This window comes from Blastopirellula retiformator, from assembly GCF_007859755.1.
Taxonomy (GTDB): domain Bacteria; phylum Planctomycetota; class Planctomycetia; order Pirellulales; family Pirellulaceae; genus Blastopirellula; species Blastopirellula retiformator.
On record NZ_SJPF01000003.1, the window covers coordinates 200,607 to 213,035 of the forward strand.

General features: G+C 58.8%; 12 protein-coding genes. 5 read left to right on the top strand and 7 right to left on the bottom strand.

Annotated elements, in window-relative coordinates; all coding sequences use genetic code 11:
- Nucleotides 1–206 precede the first annotated feature (206 nt).
- Entirely contained in the window at nt 207–1,634 is a 1,428-nt protein-coding gene (gene der, locus Enr8_RS12555) for a ribosome biogenesis GTPase Der (protein WP_146432018.1), read from the top strand.
- Between the two features lie 29 nt (nt 1,635–1,663).
- Here the strand turns inward: der and Enr8_RS12560 are convergent, their stop codons facing one another.
- The 5 genes from Enr8_RS12560 to Enr8_RS12580 form a co-directional block, all read right to left on the bottom strand.
- Entirely contained in the window at nt 1,664–2,083 is a 420-nt protein-coding gene (locus Enr8_RS12560) for a response regulator (protein WP_146432019.1), read from the bottom strand.
- 19 nt (nt 2,084–2,102) lie between these two features.
- On the bottom strand, nt 2,103–3,578 hold the full coding sequence (locus Enr8_RS12565) for a sensor histidine kinase (RefSeq protein WP_146432021.1): 1,476 nt from the start codon (nt 3,576–3,578) through the stop codon (nt 2,103–2,105).
- A 255-nt stretch (nt 3,579–3,833) separates the two neighbouring features.
- Nucleotides 3,834–4,046, bottom strand: coding sequence for a hypothetical protein (locus Enr8_RS12570; protein WP_146432022.1), 213 nt, complete (start codon nt 4,044–4,046; stop codon nt 3,834–3,836).
- A gap of 171 nt (nt 4,047–4,217) precedes the next feature.
- Nucleotides 4,218–4,724, bottom strand: coding sequence for a hypothetical protein (locus tag Enr8_RS25430; RefSeq protein WP_186767620.1), 507 nt, complete (start codon nt 4,722–4,724; stop codon nt 4,218–4,220).
- 45 nt (nt 4,725–4,769) lie between these two features.
- On the bottom strand, nt 4,770–5,111 hold the full coding sequence (locus tag Enr8_RS12580) for a hypothetical protein (protein WP_146432024.1): 342 nt from the start codon (nt 5,109–5,111) through the stop codon (nt 4,770–4,772).
- A 471-nt stretch (nt 5,112–5,582) separates the two neighbouring features.
- Here Enr8_RS12580 and Enr8_RS12585 point away from each other — a divergent pair, with 471 nt between their 5' ends.
- The 4 genes from Enr8_RS12585 to Enr8_RS12600 all read left to right on the top strand — a co-directional run bounded on the left by Enr8_RS12585 (nt 5,583) and on the right by Enr8_RS12600 (nt 10,421).
- Entirely contained in the window at nt 5,583–7,652 is a 2,070-nt protein-coding gene (locus Enr8_RS12585) for a DNA topoisomerase VI subunit B (RefSeq protein ID WP_246120069.1), read from the top strand.
- A gap of 141 nt (nt 7,653–7,793) precedes the next feature.
- The gene (locus Enr8_RS12590; protein ID WP_146432025.1) at nt 7,794–8,960 is read left to right on the top strand and encodes a DNA topoisomerase IV subunit A; all 1,167 of its coding nucleotides are present in this window, start codon (nt 7,794–7,796) and stop codon (nt 8,958–8,960) included.
- A 214-nt stretch (nt 8,961–9,174) separates the two neighbouring features.
- Nucleotides 9,175–9,621: an acyl-CoA thioesterase gene (locus tag Enr8_RS12595; protein ID WP_146432027.1), complete on the top strand. Its 447-nt coding sequence runs from the start codon at nt 9,175–9,177 to the stop codon at nt 9,619–9,621.
- Between the two features lie 11 nt (nt 9,622–9,632).
- Nucleotides 9,633–10,421: a class I SAM-dependent methyltransferase gene (locus Enr8_RS12600; protein ID WP_146432028.1), complete on the top strand. Its 789-nt coding sequence runs from the start codon at nt 9,633–9,635 to the stop codon at nt 10,419–10,421.
- Nucleotides 10,422–10,602: 181 nt separating this feature from the next.
- Here Enr8_RS12600 and Enr8_RS12605 read toward each other — a convergent pair whose 3' ends face one another.
- Together Enr8_RS12605 and Enr8_RS12610 are read right to left on the bottom strand one after the other, a co-directional pair.
- Entirely contained in the window at nt 10,603–11,481 is an 879-nt protein-coding gene (locus tag Enr8_RS12605; RefSeq protein WP_146432029.1) for a DUF1559 domain-containing protein, read from the bottom strand.
- A 70-nt stretch (nt 11,482–11,551) separates the two neighbouring features.
- Nucleotides 11,552–11,968 carry a hypothetical protein gene (locus tag Enr8_RS12610; protein WP_146432031.1) on the bottom strand — a complete coding sequence of 139 codons (417 nt, stop codon included), beginning with the start codon at nt 11,966–11,968 and terminating at the stop codon, nt 11,552–11,554.
- Between the last annotated feature and the right edge of the window lie 461 nt (nt 11,969–12,429).

Genomic DNA, 12,429 nt, shown 5'->3' on the forward strand with positions numbered 1-12,429 from the left:
CTCCTGTGCCCCGCAATCCCCGCAGAACGCCCGTTTCCGCTTCCAACAAGCTCTGGCGCCGTGATTTCCCGCCCGTCTTCGTCTACACTGGGTGTTTAATTCGGCGCGGCTCTGACCGGGGGGGATGAGTTCGAGGGAATCGACCAAGGTTTCCGTCGACATCTTGCAGGGCGAGCGCCGCCATCATCTGATTCTGTAGAAATCCCATGAGTTTGCCGCAAGTCGTTATCGTTGGTCGCCCCAATGTGGGCAAGTCGAGCCTGTTTAACTGGCTGGCGGGTCGGCGGTTGGCGATCGTTGATAACGTGGCCGGGGTAACCCGCGACCGCATGACCTATCTGATGCAGTGGCGTGATCGCTACTTCGAAATCGTCGACACCGGCGGGATCGGGATCAACGACGTTGACGACCTGACCGACGAGATCGAGCAGCAGATCAACATCGCCATCGATTCGGCCGACCTGATCTTGTTTGTGGTTGATACCCGCGACGGGATTCTGCCGCTCGATCAGGAAGTGGCCCAGCGGCTGCGGCACGTCAACAAGCCGATCGTCCTGGTCGCCAACAAGACCGACGAATCGCACATGGACCATGACGCCGACCAGTTTTATCAGCTGGGTCGCGGGATGCTGGTCCCGGTCAGCACGCTGCAAAACCGGAACAAAGACGACCTGCTGAACGTCATCGCCGATCGTCTGCCCGACGCCGAAGAAGGGGAAGCCGACAGCGGCGAGCCGGAGATGAAGATCGCGGTGGTCGGCCGCCGCAACGTCGGCAAGAGCACCTTCGTCAACTCGCTGGCCCGGGCCGAGCGGATGATCGTCAGCGAAGTGGCCGGCACCACCCGCGACAGCGTCGACATTCGCTTTGAGCTCGACGGCAAGTCGTTCACGGCGATCGATACGCCGGGGTTGCGCCGCCGGGTGAGCGTAAAGACCGACATCGACTTCTACAGCACGCATCGCGCCGAGCGCAGCATTCGCCGGGCCGACGTCGTGCTGATGTTCTTTGACGCATCGCAGCAGATCAGCAAGGTCGACAAGCAACTGGTCTCGTACATCGCCGAGAACTACAAGCCGGTCGTCTTCGTCGTCAACAAGTGGGATCTCTACCACGACAAGATGCCGACCGATCGCTGGGCGACGTACCTGCACGACACCTTCCGCAACATCCCGTACGCCCCGGTGGCGTTTATCACGGGACAGACCGGCAAGAACGTGAAGGCGCTGCTGAACCACGCTCAGATGTTGTTCAAGCAATCGCGAGAACGGATCACGACCGGCGAACTCAACCGGATCATTCGCTTCGCTCTGGAGCGAACGCCGCCGCCGCTCTACAAACTGCGGCGCCCGAAGATTTACTTCGCCACGCAGATTGGCGCTCAGCCGCCGACGATCGTGCTGAAGTGCAACTCGCCGAAAGCGTTTAGCGACGGTTATCGCCGCTACCTGCTGTCGATGATTCGCGATCACGTCAGCTTCAGCGAAGTGCCGATCAAGCTTTATCTACACCGCCGGCAAGAGGCCGACTTTAAAGGTGGCGGTGGTGGAGAAGAAGGGGACGGCGGTCCGCACGACGGCGATCTGGGTAACGGTTCGGAAAGCGACATGCTGAACGAAATGAACGAGGAATAGATTTCCTCGTTCTCGCGCTGAGCGATAGCTTATGTCGCCAAGCAGTACCGATCGATGGCGCCTTTCAACTGCTCTTTGGTGATCGGTTTGACGATGTAGTCTTTGACAAAGTCGAACTGCATAGCGTTCGTCTTGTCGTCGGCGTAGTCGGACGAGGAGTACATCACGATCGCCATAAAATTATTCGCTTCGCCAAACTCTTTCTGCAGCGACTCCAGCACTTCGTGCCCATTCATCCGCGGCATGTTGATATCGAGCAAGATCAAAATCGGCGGGGGCGATTGGCCCAGCTCCGCCAAGCGGCGCTGTTCGTCGATAACCGTGGCGAAGAAATTGTCGCCCGCCTCGTATTCGACCACCCTGGCTTCGATGTCCAGGTGTTTGGCGGTTCGTTGAACGAGGTAACGATCGACGTCGCTATCATCCACCACGGCTATGGTCACGGACATTTGGGTACCCAAAACTTTCTCAATCGGCGTGTCGATGATTCTGCGGTAAGGCGACCGTGAACACCGTGTTCCCTTGGGTCGACTCGAACTTGATCTCGCCACCTAGTTGCGTCGTGTACTTTTTCGCCAGCGCCAGCCCAATCCCGCTGCCGGTCTTGTCGTTGTCGGAAAAACGCTGGAACAATTTGAACACGCAATCGTGGAATTCGGCCGGGATGCCGATGCCGTTATCCGCCACCGATAGGCAGAAATGATCCTCGGCGGTCCATGTCTTGATTCTAATCACGCGCGTCGTCTGGGAAGGGTCATAATACTTGACGGCGTTCGAAAGCAGGTTTTCCAGGATCAGATCGAAGCGAACCGGGACGCTGTGGACCGGCCCCTCGTGCTGGAAGTCGGTATCAATATGAACCCGATCGTCTTTGACGGCGTTCCAGATCGTCTCGAATCGCTCTTGGACGTCGATCTCTTCCCAGTCGCTCGAGACGAGTTCCGATTTCGCCAGCGACAGCACGACTTCGATCCGCGCGGCCAGGCGTTCCGCCAACGATTTCGCTTTGTAAACATTGGCCTTTAGCTCTTCGACGTCGCCGAGTTCCAGGTCGGTTTCGCAGATGTGCATCAAGCCGGCGATCGAAGCCAGCGGCGCTTTCAAGTCGTGCGAGGCGCTGTAGGCGAACTGACGCAGCTCTTCGTTAAGCCGTTCTAGCTGGAGCGCTTTCTGGGCGATATCGTTTTCTCGCGCCTTGCGATCGGTGACGTCGATGATGGTCGCCATCGTCGACTTGCCCTCCATCTCGTCGACCGGGGTCAGGCCGATTTCAATCGGAAACTCGGTCCCGTCCTTGCGCAGGCCGAACAGATCGCGACCCTCGCCCATGTTGCGGGCATAGCGGTCTTTGTTGTAGCTGTCGCGATAGACGACATGCTTGCGGCGAAAACGGTTCGGCACCAATATTTCGATCGGGCTGCCGATCATCTCGTCATGCTCGTAGCCGAACAGTTGGCAGGCCTTGTTATTGACCAGTTCGATGGCGCCTGACTCGTCGACTTGAATCATGGCGCTGGCGGCGGCGTTAACCGCTCGCAAGATCATCGCCTCGTTCTTTTTTCGTTCTCGAATGTCGAGCACCGTGACGATCACCATGATGTCGTTATCGACCTGAACCGGATCGAGGCCGACCTCGACGGGGATCATCGAACCATCTTTGCCAACGCCGTGCAGATCGCGGCCTGTCCCCATTTGGCGACTGGTAGGAACTTCAAAGAAAGCGTTACGCAAGTCAGAGTGGTAAGGGCGAACCTGCGGGGGAACCAAGACTTCGACCGATTGACCGTGCAGTTCTTTGGCCTCATAGCCAAACAGGCGATCGAGCCGCCGATTGGTACGCAGAATTTTGCCAGCCGATGAGACCAGCAAGATCGCGATCGGACAGATCTCGATATCGATCGTGAAGTCGTCGGCCGAATTGACCGCACCGGTTATTTTCGCCATCGTACTTTCTGCCCCATGTCGGCAAGGCGCTGCAATCGCCCTGCGAGGGTCGCCTAGTAGCGGTAAAGCGCAGTCCCATCGACAGTTTGGTATTTTTGCATTTATCGGGCATGAAACAACATCTTGTTGATCCGTGCCCCACGAAATGGCAAATAATCGGCCAGTAAAGCTTACCCAATAGCGAAGGGGAGGCCAGCGACTTGGTCGGAATTTGCGATCCGCCGCAATCTGGCGCCCCACGCATCGGCATTGCAGTTAGGGGCCGTGGGCCGGCATGATCGTTTCAACCGGCGGCGGCAGCATTTGCTCCAGCACGCTGATCCGCTCTTCCAGGGCGGTGATGCGGGCTATCGTCTCGGGGCTGGTTCCGGTGCAGGTTCTGCCGCCCAAGCTGAGGCTGAAGCAGCCGGTCGAAGCGACCGCGACGCTGGCCAAGAGAAGCGACGCAGCGAATGGACGAACAGGCATGGTTCGAGGGCTCCCAGTGCAGATGCGGAAATGGGGGTGTGGGTTTGCGGATGGTCGGGGCGACCGGGCTCAAGGTCAAGAGCAACTTATCGCGTGATGCCGCACGCTGAGCGCAAAAAAAGGGAGGAGCGTCATTGCTCCTCCCTTTTTTCTAGGAAAACGTTGGCTTCGCTAGCGGCAGTTGGGGCAGTGCCCGTTGCAATTGCCGTTGCCGCAGCCCGAACCGAGACGGTTTAGCAGGCCGTGGCACAGCCCGCCGCCGCCATGGTGCGAGCCGTAGTGGTTCGGTTCTTGGTGCTCCCAGGGACCGCGGACATAGTAAACGCCGAACTGATAGGTGTTGTTCGGCCAGTACGGGGTCGGGCGAAGCATCGAAACGTCGCCGACCGGGCCCGGATTGATCTGGTTGAACTGATGGTTGATCGGCGTCACGCGGCTCGACGGCACGCCCCAGCTGTAATGCGTTTGCATCGAAGCGGTCGGCGGCACGACCAGTGCGACCGGCGTGTGCCAATCTTGGTAGTAGTATCCGCCGTGCCACGGGTAAGTGGCGGCGTTCTGGTTGGCGATCACGGCGGCGCCGTTATAGGTGACGGGCCAACCGGCTTCGGCTTGGGCGGCCATCCCGGCGATCGCCGTGACGCCCAGCAGCGCGGTGAAAATCAGGTTACGGGTCATCGCTCGGGATCCTTGCTTAGAACTTGCGGTGGTCGTCAGGCCGACTTAGAACAACGGGTTCGCCGGCGAGAGCCAGTTGTGACCGCCGTACCATTTAACGGTCGTACGATTCCAGCCGCGGCCGCCGTTGTAGGTTTGGTAGTAGCGCCGCGTGTGCGGGTACAACCATTCGTGCGGAGCCAGCGGCGGGTACGTAATGCCGGTGTGGCCGACCAGCGGCGGGGTTGGAACCGGCGAGACGTACATCTCGGCGTGAACGCCCATGTGGGGATCGGCGACGTAGTACTGCGTAAACGGCTGTTGGGCCGACGCGTTTTCGGCGGCGACCGTCAGGCCGGCGGCCAATACAAAGCCGCAGATCAGCGCCCGGATGGCGAAAGCTTGCATCATCGTCTCCTTCGGCATGCGGCGTATCTGGCCGCCGTCGAGCAGTTAAAAAGTGTTCGGTTTGGTTATGACGCGATCCCCGTTTGGGCAGGGGCGCGAAGATTCGACTGCTGCAATCGTTATTCGGAACTCCATAGGCGGCGCGTGAATGTTTTCGCCTGGTATATGCCAAATGTCCCCAATGTGACGATGCTTCCGACATTTCCGTAATCTCGCGGATTGTCCTGTCGTTACAACCGGCAAACTTTACTACAATCGGCCGATTGTCTTGGCTCGCGTCTTGCCGACCGCTAATCGCCGCAGCTCCCCCGCCCTGCAAGGCTCTAGGGGGTTGCGACCGAACGGCTGGTTGGCGAAATTACGCCGCAGACGGAAGTTTGGACGCTTTCGCGCCGATGTTTGTCGAAACATTTCTCTTCCCCAGGCTGTCATGGACTTTGACGCTGCCACTTGCTGAAAGGAACGCCTGTTTTGTCGACGATTGAGGCGGAAATGACCACGAAGGAAGCCCCCAAAAAGAAACGCCGTGCAACTGCCGAGACGATGGCCAAGAGCCAGCGTGAAATCTCGGTCAGCGAGTTCTTCGCCAAGAACCGCCACCTGCTCGGCTTTGATAATCCCCGCAAAGCGCTGCTGACCACCATCAAAGAGGCGGTCGACAACTCGCTGGACGCCTGCGAAGAAGCGGGCATCGTCCCCGAGATCTGGGTCCATGTCGAACAGACCGGAACCAACCGCTACAAGGCGGGGATCCAGGACAACGGTCCCGGGATTTTGAAAAAGCAGATCCCGCTGATTTTCGGCAAGCTGCTGTACGGCTCGAAGTTTCACCGTTTGCGGATGAGCCGCGGTCAGCAGGGGATCGGCATCAGCGCCGCCGGCATGTACGGATTACTGACGACCGGCAAGCCGGTCAAGATCGTCTCGAAGGTCTCGATCCGCCGCCCGGCTCACTATTACGAGCTGCGGATCAACACCAAGACCAACGATCCGGAGATCCTGAACAACAAGGGAGATGGCGTCGACATCCCGGCCGGCGAGGCGGGTCACAAGTACATCGCCAAGCAAGGGATCGAGTGGGTCACTCACTATCCGAAAGACGCGCCAGAGTACCCGGGCAAAGAGCTGTCGAGCGGAACCCGTGTGACGATCGAGCTGGAAGCGAAGTACCAGCGCGGCCGCGGTAGCGTCGACGAGTACCTGGAGCAGACGGCGATCGCCAATCCGCACGTCACGATCCGCTACCTCGATCCCGAGAACAACCTGCGGACCTACAACCGGTCGACGCGGCAGTTGCCGCCAGAGCCGATCGAAATCAAGCCGCATCCCTACGGCGTCGAAGTCGGTCGCTTGATCACGATGCTCAAGGATACGAGCGAAACGACGATCTCCGGCTTCCTGACGAATTCGTTCTCGCGGGTTTCCAACGGCATCGCCAAGCAGATCTGCAAGGGCGCCGACATCGGCACGCGGACGCACGCCAAAAAGCTGAACCGCGACGAGATCGAGAAGCTTTATCACTCGATTCAAGACACCAAGATCAGCAACCCGTCGACCGAGTGCATCGTGCCGATCGGCGAAGACCTGCTCTTGAAAGGGATGCACCAGGTGGTGCCGGCCGAGTTCTACTGCGCCGCGACTCGCCCACCGGCCGTCTATCGCGGCAACCCGTTCTTGATCGAGGTGGCGCTCGCCTATGGCGGTTCGGTCGAAACGACCAAGATCACCAAGGACCTGCTGAAAGAGCTGCTGTCGGAAAGCGACGCGCGGACCGTGCGTCAGTTCCTGATCAACACGTTCAACGGCTTGGGCGCCGATGCGGCCGACCGGATCACCAAGTCGTCGAAGCTGGGCGCCCGGAAGAGCCCCGGCAAGCTGAAGCCGCGCGAGATCGACGTCCTGTTTGATGCGATGCAGAACATCAACATCAACGAAGGGCAGTCGATGAACGTGCTGCGATACGCCAACCGCGTGCCGCTGCAGTTCCAGCATGGCGCCTGTGCGATTACGCAGTCGATCACCGGCATGAACTGGCGCAGCTACGGGCTGACCCAGTCGCGCGGCAACTTGCCGAGCGGCCCGGTCACGGTGATGGTCCACATGGCCAGCGTTTGGGTTCCCTTCACCAGCGAATCGAAAGAAGCGGTCGCCAGCTATCCCGAAATTCAGAAGGAACTGCGGCTCGCACTCCAGGCGGTCGGACGCAAGTTGGGGATGTTCCTCCGGAAGCGTCAGTTGGTCAAACAGCAAGCCGATCGCCGCAGCATCTTCCTGCGATATCTCGGCGAAGTCGCGACCGCGGTGAGCGAGATCAACGGCTCGGATCGTCAAACGGTGTACGACAACCTGATGGCGGTCGCGCAGAAAAAGACGGCCGAAGCTGACATGAAACTGACCGAATCGGGCAAGTTGGTCGAAGAAAACGAAGTCTTCGGCGACAACGTTTTGATCGTCGAAAAAACGACCGAAGATTTGCTCAATCGTCCCTCGGCCAATGGCGCGGCAGTCGAGGACGCGGTTGAAGAAACCGCCGAGGAATAACGCTAAACCAAACGTCGGCTGGGTCGAGACCCAGCAAATCCGCCTCGGAAAGCGAAGCGATACCGGGCGCCGCAGGTCTGAAAAAGCTGGGTCGCGACCCAGCCTACGAACAGAATCACAACCAGAGCATAGATATAGGCCATGGCCAAGAAGAAAACCGCGAAGAAGGCTGCTCCGGCGGCTCGCAGCGATTCCAAGGAAAAGGTGACGCTGACGCAGCGCGACAAGAAGACGATCGGCAGTCTGACCAGTCTGGCTGACTCGGTCGTCACCGCCGCGCAGCGGACGCGTGATCCGAAGCTTGATATTCCCACCCGCAGCTTGTCGAACGTCAAATACAACAAGTCGCAGCGGATTCTGGAGATGGGCAAGAACACGACTGCCCGGCAGCTGTTCAACCTGAACCAGGCGAAGAGCTACATGCAGACGATGCTGGCCGCATCCGGCTGCAAGCGTCTGGTCGAGTCAGGCAAGACGACCAGCATCCGGGGTCTCTACTACCTGATGAAGCATACGATCGCCGGCACCAAAGAAGAGACCTTCAGCGATCAGGCCGAAAGCGATCCGATCATCGAAGACTTGGAAGTCCTGCTCAACTCGCTGCGCGAAGAGCTGCATCTGTACGCGCAACAGCGCGGCAGCATGGTCGGCAACATCATCCTGAACGACAAGGGAGACACGATCGACTGCTCGCGAATGGGAAGCGGCGGTTACGGGATTCCCTCGATCGTCGAAGAGGATGTGATCCAGTTTGTCGAGTGTGGCGCCGACTTCGTCCTGCATGTCGAAAAAGATACGGTCTGGCAACGCTTCAACGAAGACAAGTTCTGGAAGAAGCACAACTGCATTTTGACGCATGGTAGCGGCCAACCGCCCCGTGGCGTGCGCCGCTTGCTGCATCGTTTGCACAACGAACTGAAGCTGCCGATCTACTGCGTTTTCGATAACGATCCGTGGGGATATTACATCTACAGCGTGATCAAGCAAGGCTCGATCAACCTGGCCTACGAGTCGAAGCGTATGGCGGTGCCGGAGGCGAAGTTCCTGGGACTGCGGGCAATCGATTACGAACGCTGCAACCTGAACCCCAGCGTCCAAATCGCGCTGAACGACACCGACCGCAAACGGGCCAAGCAAATCGCCAAGTACCCGTGGTTCGAGCAAAAAAAGACCTGGCAAAAAGAGATCGGCAAACTGCTCGAAAACGGCTTCAAGTTGGAAGTCGAAGCGCTCATCAGCCAAGGTCTCAGCTACGTGACCGAAGAGTACGTCCCGCAGCGGTTAGAAGATCAAACCTGGCTGGACTAAGATCCAGCGTCGATGCATGTGCCCGCAACACTCACCCGAGGGCGCGAGCCGAGGGAATGCGGATGCAAGCATAAGAATAATGACGAATGTCGAAACCAGAATGACGAATCAGAATTAGTTTGTCATTCGAGCTTCGACATTCGTCGTTTCTACCGCGCCCGAATACAATAAGCAAAGCCTCCAACCACCACTTGTCTCCCCAAAGGAGCGTCTTGTGAGTTTTGAGAAACCGCCGGAATTGGTCGACTACTACGCCGTCGCGCAGCTTCCGGTGCAATGGGGGGATATGGACTCGTTCCAACATGTCAACAACACCGTCTACCTGCGGTGGTTCGAGTCGTCTCGCGTCGAGTACCTCTCGGCCGCCAAGCTGGACGGCGTGATGGCCGAGACCGGCACCGGGCCGATTCTCTACTCAGTGACCTGCAACTTCCGCCGCCAGGTTCGCTTTCCCGACACGGTGTTGGTTGGCGCCAAAGCGACGCGTTTGGGGGGCACGAGCATTCGGATCAGCCACGCCATCTACAGCGTCGAGCAAAAGCAACTGGTAGCCGACGGCGAATCAGGCGTCGTCTATTTCGACTACAAGAATCAACAGGCGATCCGCATTCCCGACGCCATCCGAGAGTTGATTCAGTCCTTTGAAGGACACGAAGTCTAAGGCGATCGGCCATGAATCAGCCCAACATCGCCGACATCTACGATCTGCCGGAGTATTACGACGTCGTATTTGCCGACGACTGGGAAGCGGAGTTCGAGTTCCTCGACTTCTGTTTCGACCGCTACGTAGACGGTTCAGTAAACCGCCTGCTCGAACCGGCCTGTGGTACGGGGCGATTGCTGGTCGAGCTTGCACAAGCCGGCTTCGACGTCGCTGGAGTCGAACTGAACGAAAAGATGGTCGGCTACTGTCGTCAGCGTTGCCCCGGCGTCGACCTGGTGTCTGGCGACATGGCCAACTTTCAGCTCAAGCAGTTCGCTCAGTCCGAGCCGTTTGACGCCGGCTTTAACATGATCAACAGCGTGCGTCATCTGCTGTCGGAAGAGAAGGCGGTCGCCCATTTTCGCTGCATGGCCGACGTCATCCGCCCAGGCGGAATCTACGTGGTCGGGCTCCACCTGACGCCGACGATTGGCGATCCGCTGGAAGAAGAAACGTGGGTTGCGACCCGCGACGACGTGATGGTGAAGTGTCACCTGGAGACGTACGACCGCGACCTCGACGCCCGGATCGAACGAGCGTCGCTAAGCTACGACATCACCGACGCCAGTCGCCAATTGAAAGTGACCGGCGATCTCAGCTTTCGCACCTACACGGCCGAGCAAATGGAGCAAACCTTGCAAACGGCCGGCCACTGGGAAATCGCCGAAACGTACGACTTTACGTACGATCTGTTGCAGCCGATCGAAGTTGACCAGCAAAGCGAAGACGTCGTGTATGTGTTGACACGAACGGCCTAAGTGCGAAGCGCGTTCGACAAAACACTAGCCCGCAGCGCCAGCGAGGGAATGCGATGGCAAGCAAGTGACGAATGGCGAAACCAGAATGACGAATGAGTTTTACGTCATCCGAGCTTCGACATTTGTCGCTGAACTCAACACGCATTCCCTCGCTCGCGCTGCGGGCTAGTGGAGGCATTTTCTAATCCGCGAGCGACACCGGGTTCCCGTCGGCGCGATTCGCCAGGTTCTGCAGCACGCTCCAATTGGTCGTCTTCGACAGGAAGTGGACCGAGCCGTCACAGAACAGGAAGAAGCATCCGCCGGTTGCGTGAGAGCTGCCGAAGTTGCAATCGAGATCGTTCCACGTGCCGGTCACGATCGGCGAACTGAAGGGCGACTTCAGCAATCGCGTGCCATGAAAGCCCCAGCGATAGTGCGGGCCGTCCATCGTTGATCGCACCGTGCTGTCGCCGTCGTACGGCTCGACCCGCTTCTCGCCAATCGCAATCGTGTTGGAGAGCCCGTCGCTGATGTTGGCGAAGGTCATGTCAGATCCCTGGCTGAAAACGCCGTCGTAAGACGACTTGTTGGTGTTGTTGCTATGGCTCCCTTCGCCGCCGGCGCAAAACGCGTAATCGCCGCGAGAGCAAGTCGCCATGTACCAACCGCTCTGCCCTGCCTCGGCGCGACGTCGTGACGGGCAGAAATAGCCTTCAAACAAGTTCTGGATCGCGGCGGAGTTGTCGGTGTGGTCGACCGCCGAGGTGATCGTGAATTGATCGTGGATGTTCTGCTGTTCCAGGAACGGCAGAATCGGGACGAAGCCGCTCATCGTGCGGTAATTGGTTCCGGCGGCGCTGGAGTAGCCCCCCTGCGGCAAGGCGCCGAACGTGTCATGAAAGTTGTGCAGCGCCAGACCAAGCTGCTTCAGGTTGTTCTGGCATTGGCTGCGTCGGGCCGCTTCGCGGGCTTGTTGCACCGCCGGCAACAACAGCGCGATCAGCACGCCGATGATCGCGATCACCACTAGCAATTCGACCAGGGTAAATCCAGACAGGCGAAAAACGTTGCGTCGCATGAGAAACCTCTTCGGGCATGAGTGGAAGGAGAGAAAAGGAGATCGGTTCGACCGCGCAAACGACCTGAGATTAGAGTGCGATGTCGATGGTGTTCGCTTCCGCCTTGACGGTGTGACTGAGCGGCGTGGTCGACAGCGACGAGTACTTTGGCGGAACCAAGGGGCGCGGAATTTGGTAGTTGGGGTCGCCTACTTCCAGGCCTGATTCGACCTGCGTCGAGGAATTGACGATCACCCGATGTTCGCCCGGGATAGCGCCATCGCCGGCTGCGGTGAGCGAAAGAACATAGCTGCCGTCCGACTGGATCTCGCCGCGCGACGCCGGATGCGCCTGGTCGACCGGGTTGAAGATGATCGTGCCGCGGGTGAGCGGCTTGCCGTCAAAGGTGATGACGCCGCGAACGGGATAAGGGCGCGGTCCCTGTTGCCCACCGCAGCCAATCGCCGCCAGCAGACAGAGAAGAAAGAGAGAAGTGCGAGCGTTCATGAGCAGGGCCTTTTGTTTGCCGCTAGCCATCAGCGGTACCGAGAAATGGCGATCGCACAGCTCCAGTCCGCGCATGATGGGATTCGCGGATCGCCGTAGAATTGGGATCGGCCCGGAAAGCGGCGCAAGCGAATTTTGCCCCTGCTCTCGGGCTGCTTGTCCATCGTGCCGCTGGGGGTCAATGCATTCAATCCGAAAATGCGTAGTAAAAATCCGTTATTTTGTCATTGGCGCAAATGGCTAGGCGCAGGGCGCCAACGATCGCGCGGCAAGAGGTCGGCAGGCCTAGCTGCCTGTTGAAAAATGCCATCGTGGCATTTTCCAGCCTCGCCAGGCTCAGAGCGTAGCTCTTCGCGGCTCGCAAAATATCGACTTACGTCGCTATTTTGGGATCGCATCCATGCGATCACGCAGTCCGTCGAGAAAATCAACGGACTGCTAGGCGTGCCGAAGGGGATCGG